Here is a 23,489-nt window from a genome sequence, read left to right as displayed (position 1 = left end):
TTTACGCGGGTGTGACATTCTCCTATCTCCTCGGCTCCCCGTTCTCCGCCTTCCACGCGCTGATGTCCGTTCTTCTCGCTTACTGGATATATCTCGACGCGAAGGAGCGAGGAAGCGACTCGAGCCTGCTGTGGGCAATCGGCTGTACCGTCTTCCAACCTCTCGTCGTCGGGTATCTACTGTATCGGAGCGAGATCGGCGGTCGGACGGAACCCGCCGGACCGACCGAGAGAGCCGTCGGGGCGTTCGTCGTGGGCCACGTTGTAGCCGTCCAACTGTGGTTCGTTCTACGGAGCGTCGGTGTGTTTCCGCAGTTCGTCGACGACTTCGCGGTCGAGTTGCTGTACTACGCTCTCCTGTTCGCGGTGGGCGCCGTTCCCGGATACTGGCTCGTCTGGCGGCGAGGGTGGGCGCGCCTCCGCCGGGCGTTCGGCTGGATTCAGGAGTCGGAGGTAGCGGCACGCTGAGTCGGAAAACGGCATCCGTCGGTATCGGGATTCGTCCGCGATAGGCCGCGTTACCCCGTCGGTTCGCCGAGTCGGGACTGCCCGACGAGGAAGTAGAGGGCCGCGCCGACGAGAGGGAGGAAGAACGCCAGCGCCGTCCACGCCAGCACCGAGTTGCTCCCGCGTTCGCGGGCGTCGAAGTAGACGCGGCCGGGAAGCGCGACGTGGAAGACGAGGAAGTACACCGCGAACCCGAGGAGGTAGGCGACTCCTTCGACGCCGCCGACGGCGGCCCACATCACCGCGAGGGGGACGAACGCGGCGGCGACCAAGCCGACGAGGATGAGTATCGGCGAGCGAGTGGTTGCCATCACAGAACGGTACGACCGGTGCGGTATCAGTTTGGTCTTTTCAGGCTGCGATGCGGGGTAACGTTGGAAATCCCGTCGTTCTACGTCACCGCACTCATCGATACCGATCCCGCCTCATTCCTCCTGAAAAGACCAGAGTCTTCGTCGGTGCGGGGAGTTCCAGAAGTCATATCCCGAACCGCGGACACGCACACGTATGGACGCCTACGACCTGATCACCCGGAACGCCGCCGAGGTGGTCACGGAGGACGAGGTACGCACGCTGGCCGACGACCCCGATGGCAAGCGAGCGTACGTCGGGTACGAACCCTCGGGGGTCCTCCACATCGGCCACATGCTGACGGCCAACAAACTCATCGACCTGCAGGAGGCGGGCTTCGAGGTGGTCATCCTGCTGGCGGACGTGCACGCCTACCTCAACGACAAGGGGACGTTCGAGGAGATCCGCGAGACGGCCGACCGCATGCGCGAACAGTTCGTCGCCTACGGCCTCGACGAGGAGAACACGGAGTTCGTCCTCGGGTCGGAGTACCAGATGGACGAGGAGTACGTCCTCGACACGCACGCCCTCGAACTGGAGACGACGCTCTCGCGGGCCGAACGCGCGATGGCGGAGATTCAGCGCGGATCGAACCCGAAGGTGTCGCAGGTCGTCTACCCCCTGATGCAGGCGCTGGACATCGAGTACCTCGATTTGGACCTCGCCGTCGGCGGACTCGACCAGCGGAAGGTCCACATGCTCGCCCGCGAGGTGCTTCCGTCCCTCGATTACGACGTCCGCCCGGCGGTCCACACGCCCATCCTCGCGGACCTCTCGACGGGCGTCGGCAAGATGTCCTCCTCGGAGGGCATCACCATCTCGATGGAGGACACTGAGGAGGACCTCCGGGAGAAGGTGAACAAGGCGTTCTGCCCGCCGACGGCCGACCCCGAACCCGACGGCGAGGGCAACGAACGCGAGAACCCCGTGCTGCAGATATTCCAGTACCATGTGTTCCCGCGGTTCGAGAGCGTCGTCGTCGAACGCCCCGACCAGTACGGCGGCGACTTGGAGTACGACGACTACGAGTCGCTGGAGTCGGACCTCGAATCGGGCGAACTCCACCCCGCGGACGCGAAGAGCGCACTCGCGGACTACCTCGACGAACTCATCGCGCCGGGCCGCGAGAAGATAGCCGAACAGCGCTCCTGAGCGGTCTCCGACCGCGTTTCTTCCGTACGGCGGTCGAAACGCTGAGGTGACCGGCGCGCCGCCGTCCGACATGGCTGCCGAGACTTCGTTGACCGTCGAACGCGACCGCCTCGTCGTCGAACGCCCCGAGCGAACGCTGTACGCGGACGCGTACTACGCCGAGACGGGGGAGGCGACGAATCGACCGGTCGTCGCCTTCGTCTACGGCGGCGCGTGGGAGTCCGGCGCGCGCGGGCAGTTCGCCCGGTGGGCGCTCGACGCCGCAGCCGAGGGATTTGTGGCCGTCGAACTCTCCTACCGCCTCAGCGACGAAGCGACGTTCCCGGCGCAGATACGCGACGTTCGCGCCGGACTCGCGTGGGCGAGAGAGAACGCCGAGTCGTTCGGCGGCGACCCGGACCGACTCGCCGCCGTCGGTCACTCCGCGGGCGCGCACCTCGCGGTGCTGTCGGCCCTCGCGCCGGCGGGCGAGTTCGGCGACGACTCGTCCGTCAGTTCCCGCCCCGATTCGGTCGTCGGCATCAGCGGTCCGTACGTCTTCGAGGGCGACGACGAGGACGAAGTGGTAGAACGGTTCCTCGGCGGGACGCCCGCGGAGGTGCCGGACCGCTACGAGGCGGCGCAACCGGTGACGCACGTCTCCGGCGGCGCGCCGCCGACGCTTCTGTTACACGGCGGGGACGACGAGGTGGTCCCCGTCGAGTCGTCGGAGGCACTCGCCGAGGCGATGGCGGCGGCGGGGGACGAAGCCGAGGTGCGGACGTACCCGGGCGCGGACCACGTGTTCCTGCACTCGTCGTACTGGTATCCCGACGTACGCGAGGACGCGTTCTCGTTCCTCCGCGAGTCGCTCACTTAGGGCATCCCGAGCATCCCCATCACCGACTGCGCGAGGCCGCCGGCGACGAGGATGAGTCCGACGACGATGAGTCCCAGACCCGCCGCCACGACGGGTGCGCTCCACGCGACGAGTGCGAATCCGGCGACCATGACGACCAGACCGGCGATTCCCTTCGCTCCGAGTTTGTCGAGCATGTCACCGCGTGGCGGCGACGGACACCTAAGGGTACCGTTCGCGCCGCGTCGGGGGAGCCGAAAATCGGGGGACGCAATCGGCGTCACAGTGGCGGTAACGGTCGTCAGTGGAGAAAATCCAATCGACGAGAACCGCGGGTTTAAACAGCAAGACGACTAATCGCCCACGTATGGCGAAGAACGACAACGAAAATCAGGGGCGTCGCGACCTGCGGATGCCCGAGGACGACGAGGTTTTCGCCGTCGTGACGAACATGCTCGGTGCGAACCGCGTCGAGGTGCGGTGCGCCGACGGCGTCGAACGAACCGCGCGCATCCCCGGTCGGATGCAGAAGCGCATCTGGATCCGAGAGGACGACGTGGTGCTCGTCGAACCGTGGGACTGGCAGGACGAGAAAGGCGACATCACGTGGCGCTACGAGAAGTCCGAAGCGGACCAACTCCGCGACGAAGGCCACATCCAGTAACCGTTTTCGAGGACGCGTCTCCGCCGACGGAGGACACCTGTGACGCTTTTACCGCGCCGTCCCGTAGTGACCGGTAGATGAGCGATGAGTTCGGCCTAATCGCCTCGGACGAAGCCGACGTGCCCGGCGACGAGTGGGAAGAGATAGACGTCTCCGACACGGAGGCGGATCGCATCGCTCGCCGCCGGGACCGCGAGTTCGACGACTTCCGAAAACGGCTGAAAGACGCCGACCAGTTCAAGGTCGAACAGTCGGTGTTCGACGACGCCACGTTCGCGGCCATCTACAAGTTGGTCCAAGACGGCCATATCGAGGCGTTCGGCGGACCCATCTCAACGGGCAAGGAAGCCAACGTCTACGAGGCTCTCGGCGACGAGGACACGGACGTCGCGGCGAAGATCTATCGGATAAACGCCTCGAACTTCCGCCAGATGCGCGACTACCTCGAAGGCGACCCGCGCTTCGAGGGCATCGGACACGACAAGAAGCAGGTCGTCCTCGCGTGGACGCAGAAGGAGTTCGCCAACCTCAGTCGGGCGCGGCAGGCGGGCGTCCGCGTCCCCGAACCCATCGCCGTCGAGCGGAACGTCCTCGTGATGGAACTGGTCGGACTGGTCGAAGACCGGGCGCGGCGACTCGCCGAGGTGAACGTCGAGAACCCCCAGACCGCCTACGAAGTCGTCCGCGAGTACATGCGGCGACTCTACTCGGCGGGCCTCGTCCACGGCGACCTCTCGGAGTACAACATGATAATCCACGAGGGCGAACTCGTCGTCATCGACCTCGGGCAGGCGGTGACGGTCCACCACCCGAACGCCGACGAGTTCCTCCGGCGGGACTGCACGAACGTGGCGAAGTTCTTCTCCCGACAAGGGTTGGAGACGGACGGCGACGACCTCTACGAGTTCGTCACGACGGCGGACCCCGACCCGTCCGGGTCGCCGAACGACCCCTCGGCGACCGACGGCGCGAACGCGGACGACGACGGCTGACCCGAGTTTCGGCGGCCGATTCGCTCCGCGACGCTCGCCCGAGTGAGAGACGCCGATGCGAAGCGAACGGCCGAACAAACCCTTAAACCGCTCCACCGGGTAGCCAGAGGCATGCAACACGTGAAGGTCCCGCAGGACCGAATCGGCGTCCTCATCGGCGAAGGCGGCGAGACGATGCGCGAGATAGAGCGCAGAGCGGAGGTCCGCCTCGACATCGATTCGGAGTCGGGGTCCGTCGCCATCGAGACCGTCGGCGACCCGGTCAGCGGACTCGTCGCGCCGGACATCGTCCGGGCCGTGGGTCGCGGATTCACCCCCGAGTCCGCCCTGTCGCTTCTCGACGACGAGATGCGAACCTTCGAGCTCGTCGACCTCTCTGAGCACACCCGCAACAAGAACGACCTCCAACGGCAGAAGGGCCGCCTCATCGGCGAGAACGGCCGCACCCGCGAACTGATGGAGGAGCTCACCGGCGCGGAAGTCGTCATCAAGGGTTCGACGCTGGGCACCATCGGGCAACCCGAAGAGGTGCAGGCGGTCCGCCGCGCGGTGGGGATGATACTCGACGGCGCGCCGCACGGCGCGGTGTACTCCTTCCTCGAACGGAAGCACAACGAACTCACCGACGGCTTCGACGTCCGGCAGTCGGGCTGAGTCCGGACTCCCAGTCTCGGCCGCCTTCGCGCCCGCTTTTCTCGGCCGCCGTCTCCCACTGGCCCCGCCGACGACCGGCCGAAATTCGCCCGACGACGCCGAGCGAGGGCGTAATAAACACCCCGAAATCGTGGTATTCAATGGCACGATGAACCCCTCCCCCGTGTGCCATTTTGTCAGGAACTCCGTCGTTACTTTTTTATAGAATCGCAAACAACCCCACGAGTGAATATGTCTCAGCGAATGCAGCAGGGACAGCCCATGATTATTCTGGGCGAAGACTCCCAGCGCACACAGGGGAAGGACGCGCAATCGATGAACATCACGGCCGGGAAGGCCGTGGCCGAGTCCGTCCGGACCACGCTGGGTCCGAAGGGGATGGACAAGATGCTGGTCGACAACTCCGGCGAGGTCGTGGTCACGAACGACGGCGTGACCATCCTCAAGGAGATGGACATCGACCACCCCGCGGCGAACATGATCGTCGAGGTCTCCGAGACGCAGGAGGACGAAGTCGGCGACGGGACGACGACGGCCGTCGTCATCGCGGGCGAACTCCTCGATCAGGCCGAGGAACTCATCGACCAGGACGTCCACGCGACGACCATCGCGCAGGGCTTCCGTCAGGCCGCCGAGAAGGCCAAGGAGATCCTCGACGAGAACGCCATCGAAGTGTCCGAGGAGGACCACGAGACGCTGGTCAAGATCGCCGCCACGGCGATGACCGGTAAGGGCGCGGAGTCCGCGAAGGACCTGCTTGCCGAACTCGTCGTAGACGCCGTACTGGCCGTCGCCGACGAGGACGGCATCGACACCGAGAACGTCTCCGTCGAGAAGGTCGTCGGTGGTTCCATCGACAACTCCGAACTCGTCGAGGGCGCCATCATCGACAAGACGCGCGTCGACGAGAACATGCCGTACGCGGTCGAGGACGCCAACGTCGCGCTGTTCGACGGCGCGCTCGAAGTCCGCGAGACCGAGATCGACGCCGAGGTCAACGTCACCGACCCCGACCAGCTCCAGCAGTTCCTCGACCAGGAGGAAAAGCAGCTGAAGGAGATGGTCGACAAGCTCGTCGACGTCGGCACCGACGTGGTCTTCGTCGGCGACGGCATCGACGACATGGCCCAGCACTACCTCGCGAAGGAGGGTATCCTCGCGGTCCGTCGCGCGAAGTCCTCCGACCTCAAGCGTCTCGCCCGCGCCACGGGCGCGAGCGTCGTCGGCTCCCTCGACGACATCGAGGAGTCCGACCTCGGCTTCGCCGGCTCCGTCGCCCAGAAGGACGTCGGCGGCGACGAGCGCATCTTCGTCGAGGACGTCGAAGACGCAAAGTCCGTCACGCTCATCCTCCGCGGCGGCACCGACCACGTCGTGGACGAAGTCGAACGCGCCATCGAGGACTCCCTCGGCGTCGTGCGCACGACGCTCGAAGACGGGAAGGTTCTCCCCGGCGGCGGCGCGCCCGAGACCGAACTGTCCCTGAAGCTCCGCGAGTTCGCCGACTCCGTCGGCGGCCGCGAGCAGCTCGCCGTCGAAGCGTTCGCTGAGGCGCTCGACGTCATCCCGCGCACGCTCGCCGAGAACGCCGGTCTCGACCCCATCGACTCGCTCGTCGACCTCCGCGCCCGCCACGACGGCGGCGAGTTCGCGGCCGGTCTCGACGCCTACACCGGCGAAGTCATCGACATGGAGGCCGAGGGCGTCGTCGAACCCCTCCGCGTGAAGACGCAGGCCATCGAGAGCGCGACGGAAGCGGCCGTCATGATCCTCCGCATCGACGACGTCATCGCCGCTGGCGACCTCTCCGGTGGCCAGACGGGCGACGACGACGGCGACGACATGCCCGGCGGCGGCGGCATGGGCGGCGGAATGGGCGGTATGGGCGGCATGGGCGGCATGGGCGGCGCTATGTGAGCGCCCCCGGATAGGCACACACCACCCCCACCCGACCCCTTCGCCCCGAATCGCCCCTCGAACGTCGGCCCGCACGCCGAATCCTACCTTCTTTCGACGCCATCCGCCCGGCAGCGACGGCTCCGTCCCGCCGAACCAAACTGTGTAGCCCCGAGGGCCACGGAGCTCGGGAGCGTTTGTCAAGGACGTAATGGACCGAAGTCGCCGAGCGTTTCTCGAACGAATGGGGGCGGTGGCAATCGGCGTCGGCCTCGCCGGGTGTAGCGGACAGAGTAACGGAGAGGGAACGACCGGGACGGTTCCGGCGACAGAATCGCTACAGACGACGACGGCGGCGCAGACGACCGAGGGAGCGGACGCCAGCCCGAACGGGACGGAGACGACCGGAACAGCGGAGTCCACCGGAACGTCCGCGTCGGTGCAGGGGACGGTGGTGACCGCGGAGTCCACGAACGGTCTGAACATCACGGAACACAACTTCTTCCGGTCGGGAGACGTCGCGGGCGTTGAGGGCGTCCTGAAGAACACCTCGAACAAGACGTTCGAGTACGCCGAGGTGAAAGTCTCGCCCGTGAACGAGACGGGCGACAGAGCGGGGCAGTTCTACACGTCCACGCAGGCGCAGAACGTGAACACGCTCAAGCCGGGCGAGACGTGGAACTTCGTCGTCTCGTTCTCCTCGGAGTGGGTGCAGGACTTCAACAAGTACGAAATCTGGGCCACCGGGACGACCCAGATGCAGGGGACCGAGACGGGAGGAAACGGCACCGCGACCGGAACGCAGACGCAGACCCAAGGGTAGGCCGGCCGAGAGTCCGCCGTTCTCGGCGACGCGCTGACCCGTCTCGTCGTCCGACGGAACGGACGCAACGTTCTTCCCGCGGAGCGCGGTAGACGTTGGCATGGGAGACCCCGCGTGCTACCGAGAGGTGTGCCCCGACTGCGACGCGCAGGTGACCATCGTAGAGGAGGAGTGCCCCGAGTGCGGGCGGTCGTTGGAGGTGAAGTGACCGGGGCGTCGTCCGTCGGAAGACGGAGGGGAGAGAGCGGCGAACTCGCCGCTACTGCTCACTTCGTTCGCCGAGAAGTAACGGGCACGATGGGAATCACGTGAGCGGAGCGAATGTGACTACATCGTGGCCGTGAGGCCGAGTGAAACGAGGCCGAACGGGCACGATGGGATTTGAACCCACGACCGTCGGATTAGAAGTCCGACGCTCTATCCGGACTGAGCTACGTGCCCTCGTTCTCACACAAACCCCGACAGATGAAAAGCGATGTGGGTTTCGTCCGCTACCCGTCGAAGCGGTACAGCGAGGTGACCGCGGGCAAGCGGTTGAGCATTCACACCGCGACGGGGAGGCCGACGACGGTGCCGAAGTCACTTCGGCAGGCCACCAGACGTCGTCTGGTGACGGTGACGGCGAGGAACGACGCCGCGTTCGCCCAGACCACCCGACGAGGACGAACCCGGGGCGCGGACGACGAGGGAGCGGTCGTTCACACGAGAAGACAGTCGCCCGAAGGAGAAATCGTCGCCGGATTGGAGTTCGGCAGTATAGCAGGTCGTACCGCGAGCGACCGGAGGGAGCGAGCGGCCTTTTTGGTCCAGATTTTTGCGCCGAGGGTGAGCGAAGCGAACCCGAGGCGGAAAAAGGTGGAACGGCAGCCCTAAGTCCGGCAGACGTGAAACTGGCGACGATGAAGGTCATCGGAACCGTGGGCCTCCCGGGGAGCGGCAAGGGCGAAGCCGCCGCCGTCGCCCGCGAGGAGGGCATCCCCGTCGTGACGATGGGCGACGTCATCCGCGAGGAGTGTCGCGAACGCGGACTCGACCCCGCGGAACACCACGGCGAGATTGCCACCGCGCTCCGCGAGGAGAACGGTCCGGCGGCCATCGCGGAGCGGTCGCTACCGCTCATCGAGGCGGAACTCGAAACCGCCGACGTCGTCCTCGTGGACGGCCTGCGCTCGGGCGTCGAACTCGACTGCTTCGAGATGGCGTTCGGCGACGAGTTCGTCCTCGCGAGCATCGAAGCCCCCTTCGAGGTGCGCGCCGAACGGTTGCTCGACCGGGCGCGCGACGACAGCGACTTGGACCGCGAGGCGTTGAGGGCCCGCGAGGAGCGAGAACTCGGCTTCGGCATGGGCGAGGCGATGGACCGCGCGGACGTGCGCATCGAGAACACCGACACGCTGGACCGGTTCCGCGAACGGGTGCTGACGCTCCTGCGCGAGGGACCCGAGGCGCTCCGCGAGAGAAACGAGGTGACAGAATGATATACAGCATCGAGGCACGAATCGTCGCGCCGGTCAGGGAGACGGAAGTGACGGACCGGGTCGAAGACGCCGTGCGCAACCTCTTTCCTGGCGTCGAGTTCGAACACGAGGCCGGGCAGTTGGTCGGGGAGACCCACTCGTTAGACCGGTTCTCCGAACGACTGCACGAACAGGAGATACTCGACACCGCCCGCCGGGAGTTCGAGAAACGCGCCGACGGGGACGGCTTCTCCTTCGCGTTGAAGAAGCAGGCGGCGTTCAAGGGCGTCGTCAACTTCGCCGTCGGCAACCCCGACGAACTCGGCGACATCGAAGTCCACGTCGACGTCCGCGAACCGTCCGTCGAGGAGTTCATCGACCACATCGCCCCGCCCACCGAGGACGGGAAACCGTTGGACTTCGACCGGTAGGTCGGGCCGTCCCGCATACGCTCCTCGTCTCACTCTCCTTCGAACAGTTCCGCGTGCCGCGAGGCGAGGTCGGTGTACGCACCCGACTGGTACGCCTCGAACGTCTCCGTCGGGTTCACGTCCGTCTCCGAAAGGGGCGTGACGCGCGCCGGGACGCCGCGGACGAACGACGCCGGCGGAATCTCGTACTCCTCGGGGACGACGGTACCGGAGGCGACGATGCTGTCCGCGCCGACGCTGACGCCGGTGTTCACCGTCGCGTTGAACCCGACCAACGCCCCGTCTTCGACGTGCGCCTCGTTCAACACCGCGCCGTGACCGATCATGACGCGTTCTCCGAGCGTGGCGGCGTGCAACACCGCGTTGTCGCCGACGTGGGACTCCGCCCCGACGCGGACGCCCGACACGTCGCCGCGGAGGACGACGCCCGGCCAGACGCTGGCGTCCGCGCCGACTCGCACGTCCCCCACGAGCGTCGCCTCCCGACTCACGCGGGCGTCCTCGTGAATCTCCGGTCGTACCCCCTCGAACTCGTACGTTCTGCTGTCCATACGGGACGGTTGGTGCCGCAGCATCTTGTCATTTGGTAGCGCCCGACGATATCGGTCGGAGCGAGGTCAGACGGTCAGCAGGAACACCAACGCGACGGCGATGAACACCACCTTCAGAGCGGTGTTGACGGCGACGACTTTCGACCCGAATCGGGGGCCCCAGATGCCGTACTGGAAGGGGATGGAGCGCTTGAACGTCGAGACGGCGAAGGAGACGATGCCGCCGAGGAGCATCGTCGCCACCGCCGTCCGCGGCGTGAACGTCTCGCCGACCATCGGGGCGATGGTGGCCGCGCCCGCGGTGGTGTCGAACGCGAACACCGCGATGACGGGGATGGACGCGCCGGGGAGTCCGACGAACGTCGCGAGGGGGTCCGCCGCGGCGGTGAGTGCTTCGAGGTCCGTCGTCCGGACGACGGAGCGTCACGACGAGGTAGACGACGACCAGACGGGGGACGATGCGCTTCAGTTTCGGCCACGTCTTCCGCGCCGCCGCCGCGACGACTTCGTGGGGCGAATCCTCGCCGTCGGCGTCCGGGCCGCCGTCCGTCTGGGCCGCGGCGGTCCGATCGACGTTTCGCTCCGAGAGGAACGCCGCGCCCGCGAGGACGCCGACGGCGGTGATGGCCAACGAGATGGCCGCCCGCGTCCCGACGTACAGCAGTCCGACCTCCAGCCCGAGAATCGGGACGAGGACGGGCACGTAGAAGGTGAAGATGTGCTGGACGAACCCGAAGAACGTGTTCATGGTGACGGCGACGAGCGTCGCCCTGTCGTCGAGCATGCCGGACTCTCGGAACTCGGCGAGCATCCCATACCCGGCGGTGGTGGAGGCGGCGGTGGTGAAGATGGCCGTGCCCACCTCGTCGGGGAGGTTCGCGGGGCGCGTCAGGTACCGCGAGACGGCCGCGACGTACTGGACCAAGCCGAACCCGACGGCGACGTTCGCGAGGAACACGCCGACGGCGATGAGGGCGGCGATGCTCGCGACGCGCGGGAGAACCTCCGCGAGAACGGGCCAGAGCGACCCGAGCGTTTCGGCGACCTGCACGTGCGGAAGTCGGGTTCGACGGACCTAATCGCCGTCGATTCGGCGAAAGAGGGGGCCCGAGTTCGACGGAGACGACGAGGGCGGACGAACCGCACACCGTCCGGGTACCGCCGCGTTCGGGTCTCAGTTCGCTCACACGAGTAACTGCACGGAAGCGAAGAGCACCACCACGCCGAGGACGTCGCAGGTGTTCGTCACGACGGGGATGACCACGTCGTCGGGGTCGAGCCCGAACCGGTAGGCGGCGTACGTCGTCGCCATCGTCACGCCGATGGCGAGGAACGCCAAGGCGATGCCCGAGAGGAGGGAGACCGCGACGACGGTCGTAACCGGGAGTTGGACCCCGCCGAGAAGCGCCGTCAGCCCCCACGCGCCGACGCCGATGACGGGGAAGACGGTCACCGAGAGGGCGACGGTGGCGAGGGAGTTGCCGGCCAGTTCCTCGTCCGTCGGGTCGAACGTGAGCGTCCCGAGGTGGAACGCCGTCGAGAGGCGCGCCGCGAGGATGCTCCCGAGGTTACCCGCGGTGCCGATGGTGACGGGGACGAGAGCCAGCAGCGATGGGTACCGGTACAGTTGCGCCTCGAAACTCCCGAGGACGAGTCCGCTCCCCAGTTCAACCAGCGTCAAGAGCAAGAGGACGGGGAGCATCGCCCGGGTGATGGCCCGGACCGTCCACTCCGTCCGCATTCAGACGACACCCCCGACGAGCAGCACGAACCGAACCGCCACGAGCAGAAAGAGGACGCCGAACACGTCGCCGGTGGTGGTGACGAGGGGGCCGACGAGGGTGTCGGGGTTGTGCCCGCGGCGGTAGCCCGCGAAGACGACGGCGACGACGACGCCCGTGAGCGCGAGTCCCGAGAGGACGCCCGCGACGAGGGCGATGCCGACGAGCACTCCCAGGGAGGCGACGTCTCGGCCGAGGACGAGGAGGAGGACGTACGCGACGACGGAGGCGAACACCGACGCGAGGACGCCGTTGGCCAACGCCGCCGCCGCCGCGGCGCGGAGCCGTTCGTCCGCCCCGGAGAGGCGGGGTTCGATGAGACCCTGGTGGAGCGCGGTGGCGATTCGCGCGCCGAGCGAACCGTAGACGTTCCCCCGCGTGGCGAGGAGCGCCGGGACGATGACGAGGAGGCCGGGGACCGCTTTGAGTTCGGCCTCCATCCCGCTGAGGACGACGCCGGCGAGGAGGCCGCCGCCGACGGACGCGACGAGCGCCGGAAGCGCCTCCCGGTACGCCTCGGCGGCGGCGTCGCGTAGTGTCATGGTCGGACGAACGTACGGGGACGTAAAAAGTCGGGCGTCTGGCGACGAGCGAGCGGGAGAAGGGGGTCGCTAACTACCAGTTAGTTTCGTTGAGAGTCCCGTACACCTCCAAAAAATGCCTTAGGCCGTACAACCGACGACTCGTACCGACGTGAGTTGTTCGCCAGTCGCGACGACGGATACGACCCCCCCGCAGTATCCCGTCGTCCCAACGGAACGAGTCGGAGAGAGACCGCGACGAACACGAAGATGAACGTACGAGCAATCGCAACGCTCGTCGTCGCGTTCGCGTGCATCACATCGGTGGGCGTCGCCTCCACGACGCTCCAATCGTCCGTCTCCTCGACGCCGGACGAAGTCATCAACGTCGGACACGACCTCATCCCCCTCAGCCAGTCGGACACCGGGACGCTGAAGCGGGCCATGACCGGCGAGGAGGGGTCCGGCGGCGCGTCGACGAAGAAATCGTCGGACGGGTCGATGACGAAGCAGGCGAGCGGTGGCGACGGATCCGAACAGAGGCACCAACGGCGCGACGACGGGAGTTCCGGGCAACAGCAGAAGGACGTAGAGAAGAACAAGCCGGCGGGCTCCAGCTCCTCGGAGGGCAACCAGCCCGAGCAGTCGGTCGGCGGCATCGGCGAGATCCCCGACCCCGGACAGAGTTGGCTGCCGCTCTTGGCGGCCGTCCTCGTCCTGGCGCTCCTGGTCTACTATCGCGACCGGGTGGCGTCGTTCCTCGAACCGCCCGAGGGGAACGACCCCGACGAGCCCGTGGGCGTCCCCGCGCCGAAGAACGATATCGAACGGGCGTGGCTCACCGTCGTCGGCGCGACGCGCGTCGATAACCCGTGGCGGAAGACGCCCGCGGAGTGCGCCGCCGCGGCCGTCGAGAACGGCCTCGACCCCGACGCCGTCCAGCGGATTCGCCGCGTCTTCGAGGAGGTGAAGTACGGCGAACGCGAGGTGACCGAGGACCGCCGCGACGAGGTGCGGCGCAACCTCGCCCGCCTCGACGTGCGGACCGACCTCCGGGCGGACGGAGGTGAGGAGCGATGAGGCGACGCGTCCGGATAGCGCTCGGCCTCGTCGGCATCGCCGTGTTCTCGCTCGCGGTGCTCGTCGTCGCGGTGCCGGCCGTCGGAGACGCCATCCCGTCAGACGCCCTCGTCGACGCGGTCGGCAGCGACTACGTACTCGCGGCCGCGGTCGGCATCCTCGCCACCGTCCTCGTCGTCGCGGTGGTCGCCCTCCGGGGACTCGACGGCATCGACCAAGCGACGATGCCGGAACCGGAGACGGTCCAGCACGCCTCCTACCCCGGCGTTCGCTTCGACCGCACCGTCACGGAGCGGATACACCTGCTCCCGCACCGCCCCACCGAGGAGGAGAAGCGACTCCGCGACCGGATTCGGCGGGCGGCCGAGCGAGCGGTGATGCGGCGGGAGAACGTCTCCCGGGAGCGAGCGGACGCGATGGTCGAGAGCGGCGAGTGGACCGACGACGCGACGGCGGCGGCGTTCGTGAGCGACTCCCGGCGCCCGCCGTTGCGGGCGCGGTTCGCCGCCCTCCTCACGCACCGGTCGTTGTTCCAACGCGGCGCGCGGCGCGCGGCCGAGGAAGTCAGTCGCCTCGACGGGCGCGAAGCCGGAAGTAGAAGCGACGCCGCTGGCGTCGCCGCCGAGACCGCGAGTGCGACGAACGCCGCCGACGCCGCCGACGCCGCGAACGCCCCGAACGCTGCGAACGCCGCCAACGCTGCGAACGCGTCCGGAGGTGCGCGATGACGACAGTCCGCCGGACGCGGCGGTGGCGCGGCGTCGCCGCAGTCGCCTTGCTCGCCAGCGCAGTCGGCGTGTTCGCGACGCAACCGCTGGTGTTGCTCGCCGGGGCGGTCGGCGCGGGCTTCGCGGCGTACCCGTGGCTCCGGTCACCGCCGTCAGTCGAACTCGACGTGTCGCGGTCGGTCACGCCGACCGACCCCGCCGCGGGCGAGGACGTGACGGTGACCGTCAGGGTCCGAAACGTCGGCGACTCGACGCTCTCGGACCTCCGAATCGTGGACGGCGTCCCGCCGATGCTGAGCGTCAGCGACGGGACGCCGCGGCACGCCGCCGTCCTCCGCCCGGGTTCGACGACGGAGTTCTCCTACGCCGTGGAGGCCGAGCACGGCCGCCACCAGTTCGATCCCACAACGGCCGTCGCCCGCGACGTCACCGGCGCGACGGAAGTCGAGACGAGCGTCTCGGCGGACGCCGCCATCGAGTGCGCCGCCGCCGTCCCGGAGGTTCCGCTCCGGGAGCAGACGACGCTCGGCAGCGGTCGGGTGCTGACGGCCGACGGCGGGAGCGGCATCGAGTTCCACAAGACCCGCGAGTACCACTCCGGCGACCCGATGTCCCGCATCGACTGGAAGCGCCGGGCGAAGACGGGCGAACTGTCCACCGTCGAGTTCCGGGAGGAGCGTCCGGCGTCGGTGCTGCTCTGTCTCGACGCCCGCCCCTCCGCGTACCGCGCCGCCGACGAGGACGAACCGAACGCCGTCGCCTGTAGCCGGGAGGCCATCTCGCAACTGCTGACGGCGGTCGGAAGCGGCCGAAACGCCGTCGGTCTGGCGGCCGTCGGTCGGGAGCTCTGCTGGCACCGACCCGGCCGAGGGACGGACCACCTCGCCGACGCCCGCCAGTTAATGGCGAGTCACCCCGCGTTCTCGACGGTGCCGCCGTCGGTGGACGCCGAGTGGTCCACGAGCGGGCAGTTCGAGGAGATTCGCCGCCGCCTCGGGGAGAAGACGCAGGTGTTCCTCTTCTCGCCGTTGACCGACGAGGAGGTGGCGTCGTTCGCGCTGGAACTGGAGAACGGCCGAACCGCGGTGACGGTGGTCTGTCCGGACGTGACGGCCGAGGACACGCCCGGCAGTCGCTTCGCGGCGGTCGAACGCGACGACCGGGTGCGCAGGCTCCGAAGCGGCGGCGTGACCGTCGTCTCGTGGTCGCCGAACGAACCGCTCGGCCCGGAACTGCTCCGGGCCAAGGAGCGCGGCCTGTGACGTACCTCTCATACCCCACGCGGGTCGGAAGCGCCGCCTCCCTCGCCGCCGCCGTCGGCGCGGTGCTCCTCGTCCTCCCCGACGGCGCGGGGTCGATGCTCTCGCTCGGTGCCGCCTTCGTACTCGTCCTCCTCGGCGCGCTCGCGGCGCGGGCGGCGGCGAACGTCCGCGGCGACGGGAGCCGGTCGCTCGGCGCGGTGCTCCTCGCCGTCGGCGCGGGGCTGACCGTCGGCGGTGTCGGCGTCGGCGTCCTCGGCGCAGAGACGCTACCGAACCGCCTCATCGTCGCCGCCGGCTTGCTCGGCGTCTGCCTCCTCGGCGCGGGACTCGCTCCGGTTCCGAGGGTTCGACCGCGCCGCCTCGTCAGCGCCGGAAGCGGCGCACTCGTCGTCTGCGTCCTCCTCACCGGACTGATGACCGGCGTGGAGGCCCTTCAGATGCTGGCCGCGACGGCCGCCACCGTCGTCGCGTGGGACGCGGGCGAGAACGCCGTCTCCCTCGGCGAACACGTCGGCCGGCGGGCGCGGGCGTGGCCCGTCGAACTCGGCCACTCCGGTGCGACGGCGGCGTACGGCGCGGCCGTCGTCGTCGCGGCGTTCGGCGTCTCCGAGTTGAACGTGACGGACGTCCCCCTCGTCGGGTTGCTGCTGTTGCTCGGCGGCGCGGTGGCGCTGCTGCTCGCGTTGTCGAACTGAGCAGAACGCACCCCGGGACCGTCACATCCCGTTTTTCCGGTCTCTTCTACCGCTCCTCGCCCCACTTCGTCACTGAACTCGGCGCTCGACGGACGGCACGTCCAGCCTACCGAGGATGTCCGCCACGATGTCCCGCCTGTCCACGTTCTCGACGCGCGCGTCCGGCGTGAGAACGAGTCGGTGCGCCAACACCGGCTCGGCCATCCGCTTTACGTCGTCCGGCGTCGCGAACTCGCGCCCGTCCCCGGCGGCCACGGCGCGACTCGCCTCGAACAGTCGCTGCGTCGCCCGCGGCGACGCGCCGGAGCGAACGCGGCCGTCCTCCCGCGTCGCCCGCGTCACCCGCGTGATGTAGCGTCGGACCTCGCGCCCCACGTGGACGCGTTCGGGCGACTGTCGAAGCGCCTCCGCCATCCCATCCGAGCAGACCTTGCCCGAGGAGGGCGTCTGTTCCGTCCGGTCGGCCCGCCTGTCGAGGATTTCGAGCTCGCCCTCCTCGTCCGGGAAGCCGAGACTCGTCTTGACGATGAAGCGGTCCTTCTGCGCCTCCGGCAGCTCGAAGGTCCCCTCCTGTTCGACGGGGTTCTGCGTCGCGATGACGAAGAAGGGGTCCGGGAGTTCGTACGTGTCGCCGTCCACCGTCACCTGCCCCTCCTCCATCGCCTCCAGCAGGGCGGACTGGGTCTTCGGCGACGCGCGGTTTATCTCGTCGGCGAGGACGACGTTCGCGAACACGGGGCCGGGTTGGAAGTCGAACGAACTCGTCCGCTCGTCGAAGACGTGCGTCCCCATCACGTCGGCGGGGAGCAGGTCGGGCGTGAACTGTATCCGCGAAGCGGAGAGCCCGAGCGCCCGCGCGAACGACCGCGCGGTGAGCGTCTTCCCCGTCCCGGGCACGTCCTCCAAGAGCACGTGACCCCGCGAGAGGTAGCCGACGAGTATCGTCTCTAACACCGAGCGGTCGGCGATGACCGCGTTCGATAGTTCGTCGAGAATCATCTCGCACTGTCTCGAACAGTCTGCGACGTCCATAGAGGGAAGACACCCGTACGGAGCATTAGTAGACCGTCAGTAAAGCCGGCCGACCGGGCGCGCCGCGGGACCGCCCGTAGAGGTCCGGCAGTCGGCCGTTCCGCCGTTTAACGTCTGCCTTACCGCCCGACCGCGGGCGCATTCGTCGGACGCAAGGCTGACGGCGCGGTCGGAAGAGAGGAGAGAAAGACGTTCCGTCGGGGCGTTTCGTCGGCGGCGGTCGGCCGACGAGCGTTCAGTCGCCGAACGGCCCGAGGCCGCCCATACCGCCCATGCCGCCGCCACCGCCGCCTTGGTTCTCCAGTTTCTTCATCATGCGCTGCATGTCGCCGTCGCCCATCCCTTGGAACTGCTTGAGGGTGCGCTCCATCATCTTGTGCTGTTGGAGCAGTTCGCGGACGAGCTCCTCGTCCTGACCGGACCCCCGCGAGATGCGCTCGACGCGCGACGCGCCGATGACGCGCGGGTTCTCCAGTTCCTCCTCGGTCATCGAGTCCATGATGACGTCGAACGAGCGCATGCGGTCCTGCGTGACGTCCATCGCGTCGTCCGGTAGCTGGTCTTTCAACCCGCCGCCGAGACCCGGTATCATGTCGAGGACCTGGTCCAACGGACCCATCTTGTTCATCGCCTCCATCTGTTTTTGCATGTCCTTCAGCGTGAACGACCCCTTCATGATGTCCTCGGGGTCCCAGTCTTCGTCCTCCTCTTGGGTCTCGGCCATGGCGCGTTCGACCCGTTCGGACAGCTGCTTGAGGTCGCCCATGCCGAGGAGGCGGGAGATGAAGCCGTTCGGCTCGAAGCGTTCGATGTCCTGCACCGTCTCGCCGGTGCCGAGGAAGGCGATGGAGGAGTCCGTCTCGTTGACGGCGGTCAGTGCCCCGCCGCCCTTCGCCGTCCCGTCGAGCTTCGTGATGACGACGCCGCCGATGCCGATGGAGTCGTCGAACTCGCGGGCCTGTTCCTTCGCGCCCTGCCCGATGGCCGCGTCGAGGACGAGAAGCGAGAGGTCCGGGTTCACGACGGACTCGATGTCCTCGATCTCGTCGATGAGGGAGTCCTCGAGGGCGTGCCGACCGGCCGTGTCCACGATGTGGACGTCGGCGTCGTCGGTCTCTTCGAGGCCCTCGCGGGCGATTTTGACGGGGTCCTCCTCGTCGGGGTCGCCGTAGAAGTCCACCTCGGCGCGTTCACACATCTGCTTTGCTTGGTCGTACGCGCCGGGGCGGAACGTGTCCGTCTGGACGACGGCGGGGCGGAGGCCCTTCTTCGAGAACCACCACGCCATCTTCGCGGCGGTGGTGGTCTTCCCGGACCCCTGCAGACCCGCCAGCATGATGGTCTGCGGTTCGAGGGGGATTTCGGTGGACTCGCCGATGAGACCGACGAGTTCCTCGTACACTATCTTGAGGACGTGGTCGCGCGCGGAGGTGCCGCCCGGCGGTTCCTCCTCCGTCGCGCGCTCTTTGATGGACGAAGAGAGGTCCATCACGAGGCTCACGTCGACGTCGGCGGAGAGCAAGGAGCGCTGAATCTCCTTGACGATCTCCTCGACGTCCTCCTCCGAGAGACGAGATTTCCCCTGCAGCTTGTCGAGACTGCCGCGGAGGGAGCTCCCGAGATTGTCGAGTACCATTGAAACAGTCTACGCGAGGCGACGTGTAAAGGCTTTATCCGTCGCTCGGACACCGTTCGACGGCCGGGTTCGGCGGCGCGGCCGCCTCTCGCCGGCGGGGCCAACACCTAACCCGAATCCGCCCGAGTCGTCTGTCGATGACTACCATCCTCGTCCTCGACCAGTCGGCCCACGGCCTCCCCGCCGACGAGTACGCCGACGCACTCCGCGAACGCCTCCCCGACGCGACGGTTCGCCTGCCGGAGACGACGGACGAAGCCGTCGAATTGGCCGCGGACGCGCCGATTATCACCGGATCCAGCCTCCCCGACGAGGTGTTGGACGCGGCGGACGAACTCCGCCTGTTCGCCTGCGCCGCGGCGGGGTACGACCACCTCCCCCTCGACGAACTGGAGGCGCGCGGCGTCACCGTCACGAACGCCTCGGGCGTCCACGGCCCGAACATCGCGGAACACGTCGTCGGGTGGCTTCTGATGTTCGCCCGCCGCCTCGACGAGGGTATCCGCCGACAGCGACGGCGCGAGTGGCGGAGTTTCCAGGCGTTCGGCGAACTGCAGGGGTCCACCGTCGCGGTCGTCGGACTGGGCGCCATCGGGCAGGCCGTCGCGGAGCGACTGGACGCGTTCGGCGTCACCACCGTCGGCGTGCGTCACACGCCCGAGAAGGGCGGCCCGACCGACGAGGTGGTCGGCTTCGACGAGATAGAGTCGGCGGCGACCGACGCGGACTACCTCGTCCTCGCGTGCCCGTTGACGGAGACGACGCGGGGACTCGTCGACCGGGACGCCCTGAACGCGCTTCCGTCCCACGCCGTCCTCGTCAACGTCGCCCGCGGCGGCGTGGTGGACACCGACGCCCTCGTCGCCGCACTCCGGCGGAACGACCTCCGGGGGGCGGGCCTCGACGTGACCGACCCCGAACCCCTCCCGACGGACCACCCGCTTTGGGAGTTCGAGAACGTCCTCATCACGCCGCACGTCGCGGGGTACACGCCGCACTACTGGACCCGCCTCGCGGACATCCTCGCGGAGAACGTCGAGCGAATCGAGGCGGACGGATCCTACGAGGGACTGAAGAACCAGGTGCTGCCGTAACCGCCCCGCGGGCCGGATATTCTTCTACCAGGACCGACAACGTGCGCGCATGGCCTCCGTCGTTGGACTCTCCGCGGCCACCTATCTCGCGTTCTGCGGCGCGGCGATCGCCCTCGTACTCACGCCCGGCCCCGATACGATGTACGTCCTCGCGCGGGGGATGCAGGGCCGCGGCGCGGGCGTCCGGTCGGCGTTCGGCATCTCCGCGGGCGTGTTGCTCCACACCGCGGCGGCGACGCTCGGACTCGCCGCCCTCCTCCGCGCCGCGCCGACGGCGTACCGACTCCTGAAGTACCTCGGCGCGGCGTACCTCGTCTACCTCGGCGTCTCCGCCCTCCGCGAGGGCGAGTTCGACCCGCAGGTGGAGACGAACCCCGAGGGGAGTTTCCGCCGGGGCGTCCTCGTGAACGCCCTGAACCCGAAGGTGGCGCTGTTCTTCCTCGCGTTCCTCCCGGGGTTTGCGGGCGCGGGGGCGGGTGCCGAAGTCAGGATGGCGCTTCTCGGCGCGACGTACGCCGCACTCACGGCGGCGTACCTCTCGGCCGTCGCCCTCGCGTCCGGGCGCGTCGGGCGCGCACTCGAATCGACGCGCCTCTCGTCGGGACTCAACTGGGTCGGCGGCGGCACGATGGTCGCACTCGGCGTCGCACTCGCCGCGGAGTAGAAACGGAGGGGTCGGCGTCGAAGCTCTCGGTGACAGGGGTAACTCCGGCGGCCGCGCTGAATAGCGGACGTGCGTTCGACACGCCTCGACGGTTGGTTATCGAAGAACGACCGTTCGGTACAGAGGACGTGTTCAACGCGGCATTCGTATCAGCTATTCTAGCCACGCTAACGGAACTGCCGTGGGCGACGTCGGTCGCGTCCGGTGCATCGCCGAATTAAAAAAAAAAAACGTCCGGGACTACACCCCGAGGATTAGCTCGCTTGGTACGATTCTTCGTCGATGATTATCCCCTCGTCGTTGGCGACGACCACCGTGTCAGGGTTGCTGTTGTTCAGCTTCGGGCTGTCAAAGCCGGTGTACAGCGTCGACTGCGTGTTCTCTCCCGTACCGTTGTGGACCGTCACCGTCTCGCCCGCGCCGAGGGTGAACTCGCCGAACGTGTAGTTCTGGCCACGCCCGCCCTCGAAGCTGAGGATGAACCCCGAGAAATCGAGGTCCGTATCGCCGGTATTCTGCAATTTGACGTATTCGCCGTCGGGGTTCTCCCGGTCACGGTCGGGCGCGTTCGCCTGAATCTCGACGATTTCGACGGATTCCTCCGGCGGGCGATCGGAGACCAACTTCGCGCCGGGTTCGCCAGCGTTGGTCACGAACGTCGCGACGGTGCTGACCGACGCAGTCTGTTCCTCGACAGTCGAGACCGCCCGATAGTCGGTTCGCCACTGGTCAGGCGTGATCGTGCACCGAACGTACCCGCGGTGGACGCTGTAGAACCGCTGCCACGGTTCGCCCACCGACCGGCCGTACTGCGTCAGCCCGGACGCGTCTCCGAACGACGAGATGGAGGTGCCGACGTACTCGGTACCCACCGTCTCCGAGTCGGGGTCGGAGAAGTCCGCTTTGAGGTCGTAGGCGTAATTACGGTGGACGTCGCCGGTGATGACGACCGGATTGAGGTCGGAGTTCTCGGCCATGACGTCGAGCAGCGTCTGGCGGTCGGCGCGGTAGCCGTCCCACTTGTCGCCGCCGCCGAAATCCTGGACGGTCGGGTCCGCGTTGGTGTCCCTCGCCGCGAACGGAACCTGGTTGGCGAGGACGTTCCAGCGTGCCGTCGAGTTCCGCAGACCCTCGACGAGCCACGCCTCCTGTTCGTCGCCGAGAATTGTCCGGTCGGGATTCTTCGCGGCCTCGCTGGAGTGAACCTGGTCGTCGCGGTACTGGCGAGTGTCTAAGACGTTGAACTCGACGAGATCGCCGATGGTAAACCGTCGGTAGAGCGGGAGGTTCGGACCGTCGGCCATCCGAGAGGGGCGCAGCGGGATGTGCTCCCAGTAGGCCTGGTAGGCGTTCGCGCGACGCTCGAGGAACTCCTCCGGTGGTTCGCTGTCGTCTTCGTCGGCGTAGTTGTTCTCGACTTCGTGGTCGTCCCACGTGATGACCCACGGGAACGCGGCGTGTGAGTCCTGTAGGTCAGGGTCAGACTTGTACTGACCGTGTCGAATTCGATAGTCATCGAGGGACTCACACGTGCGCGGCGGCTCGTGACCTCGACCGAACGAATCCTGCAGACCTCCCTCGTAGATGTAATCGCCGAGGTGGACAGCCATGTCGAGGTCTTCCTCGGCGAGGTGCTGGTGGGAGGTGTAGTACCCGCTCGGGTAGTTCTGGCAGGAGGCGAAGGCGAAATTGAACTCGTCTACGGATTCGCCCTCCGCGGGAGCTGTCTTCGTCCGCCCCACGGGGCTGTAGTGGGGGCCGACTTTGAACCGGTAGAAGTACTCTGTGTTGGACTCGAGTCCTTTGAGATCGACGTGGACCGAGTGAGCGAACTCGGGACGCGCTTTCGCGTTTCCTTCGCCGACGACGTTCTCCATCTCCTCGTCGGTCGCGATCTGCCACACCACCGGAATCTCACGGTCGGGCATCCCGCCGTCTCCCTTGAGCGGGTCCTGCGCGAGTCGCGTCCAGAGAACAACCGAGTCCGGCAGCGGGTCACCAGAGGCGACGCCGAGCGTGAAGGGGTCTTCAAACTGGCCTACGCCGTCGTCCTCCTTTGCCGATGCGAATCTCGTCCCCGATGCCCCGAGTCCCGCGATCGTAGCGGTGGTGAATCCTTTACGAAGGAATTCGCGCCGGCTACTCTCCAAGTGGATGTTTCCTACCATATCCATTCGGTCGGACGAATAACTCGATTATAGACCTGTCTATCAGAGTATATATTTCGCTCCGTAAGTCACACCCTCCTATATTACCCTCTGTACGTTCGACCGTTCAGGTGAAAATGTATATAGAATCAGAGTGGAGTTTGGAGACTGGCGACTTTTCGGTGAGGCCGATTTAAATTGCCCTCAGGAGGGATCAGGAGATCGTTGAGCGAGGTCTGCGAGCGTTCCTGATGTCAGGGTAGAATAGCTTCTAACGCCGAACGACGATAGTAGACGTATTTTTGATACTATCGGGCCGCAATTTTGCACTTGCCGGTAGAAAACCCAACTTAATTACATTTACCACAGATGTCGTCGCGAGTAAGTGCGTTCTGAGCGTCGACGCGCTCCCTACGTACACTTACCTAGTGTGGTTCGGCGTCTGTGGTCTCTTTACGAGGTTCAACGAGACCGAACGGGGGGCGACTCGCGGTGGCGAACGAACGGGGGGCGGCTCGCGGTGGCGAAAAGAGA

At 67.2% G+C, this 23,489-nt stretch carries 24 protein-coding genes, 1 tRNA gene and 1 pseudogene; 16 read left to right on the top strand and 10 right to left on the bottom strand.

Annotated features, from left to right (window positions below; genetic code table 11):
• The first annotated feature begins 11 nt into the window (after positions 1 to 11).
• Entirely contained in the window at positions 12 to 467 is a 456-nt protein-coding gene (locus tag ACZ522_RS11915; RefSeq protein ID WP_379699233.1) for a hypothetical protein, read from the top strand.
• Positions 468 to 517: 50 nt separating this feature from the next.
• On the opposite strand, the gene ACZ522_RS11910 is transcribed toward ACZ522_RS11915, so the two are convergent.
• Positions 518 to 817 carry a PLDc N-terminal domain-containing protein gene (locus ACZ522_RS11910; protein ID WP_379699235.1) on the bottom strand — a complete coding sequence of 100 codons (300 nt, stop codon included), beginning with the start codon at positions 815 to 817 and terminating at the stop codon, positions 518 to 520.
• Positions 818 to 1,013: 196 nt separating this feature from the next.
• Between ACZ522_RS11910 and ACZ522_RS11905 the strand changes: the two genes are divergently transcribed.
• Both ACZ522_RS11905 and ACZ522_RS11900 read left to right on the top strand, forming a co-directional pair.
• A complete protein-coding gene (locus ACZ522_RS11905; protein ID WP_379699238.1) occupies positions 1,014 to 2,009 on the top strand; it encodes a tyrosine--tRNA ligase in 996 nt (331 codons plus the stop codon).
• Positions 2,010 to 2,079: 70 nt separating this feature from the next.
• Complete coding sequence (locus tag ACZ522_RS11900; RefSeq protein ID WP_379699241.1) at positions 2,080 to 2,868, top strand: alpha/beta hydrolase fold domain-containing protein; 789 nt, start codon at positions 2,080 to 2,082, stop codon at positions 2,866 to 2,868.
• Here ACZ522_RS11900 and ACZ522_RS11895 read toward each other — a convergent pair.
• A complete protein-coding gene (locus ACZ522_RS11895) occupies positions 2,865 to 3,044 on the bottom strand; it encodes a DUF7470 family protein (RefSeq protein ID WP_379699243.1) in 180 nt (59 codons plus the stop codon). The genes ACZ522_RS11900 and ACZ522_RS11895 overlap by 4 nt on opposite strands.
• A 170-nt stretch (positions 3,045 to 3,214) precedes the next feature.
• Here ACZ522_RS11895 and eif1A point away from each other — a divergent pair, with 170 nt between their 5' ends.
• The 5 genes from eif1A to ACZ522_RS11870 all read left to right on the top strand — a co-directional run bounded on the left by eif1A (position 3,215) and on the right by ACZ522_RS11870 (position 7,876).
• Positions 3,215 to 3,511, top strand: coding sequence for a translation initiation factor eIF-1A (gene eif1A, locus ACZ522_RS11890; RefSeq protein ID WP_379699246.1), 297 nt, complete (start codon positions 3,215 to 3,217; stop codon positions 3,509 to 3,511).
• A 77-nt stretch (positions 3,512 to 3,588) separates the two neighbouring features.
• Positions 3,589 to 4,503, top strand: a complete 915-nt coding sequence (gene rio1 / locus ACZ522_RS11885) for a serine/threonine-protein kinase Rio1 (protein ID WP_379699249.1) — start codon at positions 3,589 to 3,591, stop codon at positions 4,501 to 4,503.
• A 111-nt stretch (positions 4,504 to 4,614) separates the two neighbouring features.
• Complete coding sequence (locus tag ACZ522_RS11880; protein ID WP_379699252.1) at positions 4,615 to 5,157, top strand: KH domain-containing protein; 543 nt, start codon at positions 4,615 to 4,617, stop codon at positions 5,155 to 5,157.
• A gap of 261 nt (positions 5,158 to 5,418) precedes the next feature.
• The gene (gene thsA, locus ACZ522_RS11875; RefSeq protein ID WP_379699947.1) at positions 5,419 to 7,074 is read left to right on the top strand and encodes a thermosome subunit alpha; all 1,656 of its coding nucleotides are present in this window, start codon (positions 5,419 to 5,421) and stop codon (positions 7,072 to 7,074) included.
• Between the two features lie 190 nt (positions 7,075 to 7,264).
• Positions 7,265 to 7,876: an FxLYD domain-containing protein gene (locus ACZ522_RS11870; protein WP_379699254.1), complete on the top strand. Its 612-nt coding sequence runs from the start codon at positions 7,265 to 7,267 to the stop codon at positions 7,874 to 7,876.
• Between the two features lie 366 nt (positions 7,877 to 8,242).
• On the opposite strand, the gene ACZ522_RS11865 is transcribed toward ACZ522_RS11870, so the two are convergent.
• A tRNA-Arg gene (locus ACZ522_RS11865) sits at positions 8,243 to 8,317 on the bottom strand.
• A 458-nt stretch (positions 8,318 to 8,775) separates the two neighbouring features.
• On the opposite strand from ACZ522_RS11865, the gene ACZ522_RS11860 reads away from it, so the two are divergent.
• Positions 8,776 to 9,354 (top strand): AAA family ATPase, encoded by a 579-nt coding sequence (locus ACZ522_RS11860; protein WP_379699258.1) that lies wholly within the window; start codon positions 8,776 to 8,778, stop codon positions 9,352 to 9,354.
• Entirely contained in the window at positions 9,351 to 9,764 is a 414-nt protein-coding gene (locus ACZ522_RS11855; protein WP_379699261.1) for an RNA-binding domain-containing protein, read from the top strand. Before ACZ522_RS11860 ends, ACZ522_RS11855 begins: the two co-directional genes overlap by 4 nt.
• A 29-nt stretch (positions 9,765 to 9,793) precedes the next feature.
• On the opposite strand, the gene ACZ522_RS11850 is transcribed toward ACZ522_RS11855, so the two are convergent.
• The 4 genes and pseudogenes from ACZ522_RS11850 to ACZ522_RS11835 form a co-directional block, all read right to left on the bottom strand.
• On the bottom strand, positions 9,794 to 10,315 hold the full coding sequence (locus ACZ522_RS11850) for a gamma carbonic anhydrase family protein (RefSeq protein ID WP_379699263.1): 522 nt from the start codon (positions 10,313 to 10,315) through the stop codon (positions 9,794 to 9,796).
• 66 nt (positions 10,316 to 10,381) lie between these two features.
• Positions 10,382 to 11,366: pseudogene (locus ACZ522_RS11845) on the bottom strand (nucleoside recognition protein).
• A gap of 132 nt (positions 11,367 to 11,498) precedes the next feature.
• On the bottom strand, positions 11,499 to 12,056 hold the full coding sequence (locus ACZ522_RS11840) for a magnesium transporter (protein WP_379699265.1): 558 nt from the start codon (positions 12,054 to 12,056) through the stop codon (positions 11,499 to 11,501).
• The gene (locus ACZ522_RS11835) at positions 12,057 to 12,638 is read right to left on the bottom strand and encodes a magnesium transporter (RefSeq protein WP_379699269.1); all 582 of its coding nucleotides are present in this window, start codon (positions 12,636 to 12,638) and stop codon (positions 12,057 to 12,059) included. It abuts the gene before it with no gap.
• A gap of 249 nt (positions 12,639 to 12,887) precedes the next feature.
• Here ACZ522_RS11835 and ACZ522_RS11830 point away from each other — a divergent pair, with 249 nt between their 5' ends.
• Genes ACZ522_RS11830 through ACZ522_RS11815 form a run of 4 tightly spaced genes read left to right on the top strand, consistent with a single transcriptional unit; the run spans position 12,888 to position 16,382 of the window.
• Positions 12,888 to 13,697 carry a DUF4129 domain-containing protein gene (locus tag ACZ522_RS11830; RefSeq protein ID WP_379699272.1) on the top strand — a complete coding sequence of 270 codons (810 nt, stop codon included), beginning with the start codon at positions 12,888 to 12,890 and terminating at the stop codon, positions 13,695 to 13,697.
• The gene (locus ACZ522_RS11825) at positions 13,694 to 14,425 is read left to right on the top strand and encodes a DUF7269 family protein (RefSeq protein ID WP_379699275.1); all 732 of its coding nucleotides are present in this window, start codon (positions 13,694 to 13,696) and stop codon (positions 14,423 to 14,425) included. The genes ACZ522_RS11830 and ACZ522_RS11825 overlap by 4 nt, the downstream gene beginning before the upstream one ends.
• Positions 14,422 to 15,687: a DUF58 domain-containing protein gene (locus tag ACZ522_RS11820; protein WP_379699278.1), complete on the top strand. Its 1,266-nt coding sequence runs from the start codon at positions 14,422 to 14,424 to the stop codon at positions 15,685 to 15,687. Before ACZ522_RS11825 ends, ACZ522_RS11820 begins: the two co-directional genes overlap by 4 nt.
• A complete protein-coding gene (locus ACZ522_RS11815) occupies positions 15,684 to 16,382 on the top strand; it encodes a DUF7519 family protein (protein WP_379699281.1) in 699 nt (232 codons plus the stop codon). The genes ACZ522_RS11820 and ACZ522_RS11815 overlap by 4 nt, the downstream gene beginning before the upstream one ends.
• 69 nt (positions 16,383 to 16,451) lie before the next feature.
• Here ACZ522_RS11815 and ACZ522_RS11810 read toward each other — a convergent pair whose 3' ends face one another.
• Complete coding sequence (locus ACZ522_RS11810; protein WP_379699284.1) at positions 16,452 to 17,414, bottom strand: AAA family ATPase; 963 nt, start codon at positions 17,412 to 17,414, stop codon at positions 16,452 to 16,454.
• A 235-nt stretch (positions 17,415 to 17,649) separates the two neighbouring features.
• Complete coding sequence (locus ACZ522_RS11805; RefSeq protein ID WP_379699287.1) at positions 17,650 to 19,050, bottom strand: signal recognition particle protein Srp54; 1,401 nt, start codon at positions 19,048 to 19,050, stop codon at positions 17,650 to 17,652.
• Between the two features lie 137 nt (positions 19,051 to 19,187).
• Between ACZ522_RS11805 and ACZ522_RS11800 the strand changes: the two genes are divergently transcribed.
• Both ACZ522_RS11800 and ACZ522_RS11795 read left to right on the top strand, forming a co-directional pair.
• Positions 19,188 to 20,144, top strand: coding sequence for a D-2-hydroxyacid dehydrogenase (locus tag ACZ522_RS11800; protein ID WP_379699289.1), 957 nt, complete (start codon positions 19,188 to 19,190; stop codon positions 20,142 to 20,144).
• 49 nt (positions 20,145 to 20,193) lie between these two features.
• Complete coding sequence (locus tag ACZ522_RS11795) at positions 20,194 to 20,808, top strand: LysE family translocator (RefSeq protein ID WP_379699292.1); 615 nt, start codon at positions 20,194 to 20,196, stop codon at positions 20,806 to 20,808.
• Positions 20,809 to 21,062: 254 nt separating this feature from the next.
• Here the strand turns inward: ACZ522_RS11795 and ACZ522_RS11790 are convergent, their stop codons facing one another.
• Positions 21,063 to 22,976, bottom strand: coding sequence for an alkaline phosphatase D family protein (locus tag ACZ522_RS11790; RefSeq protein ID WP_464391813.1), 1,914 nt, complete (start codon positions 22,974 to 22,976; stop codon positions 21,063 to 21,065).
• Between the last annotated feature and the right edge of the window lie 513 nt (positions 22,977 to 23,489).

It is taken from the genome of Halopelagius fulvigenes (genome assembly GCF_055398025.1).
The sequence above is the reverse complement of the archived record's forward strand: the minus strand, read 5'-3'. Positions and strand labels throughout refer to the sequence as shown.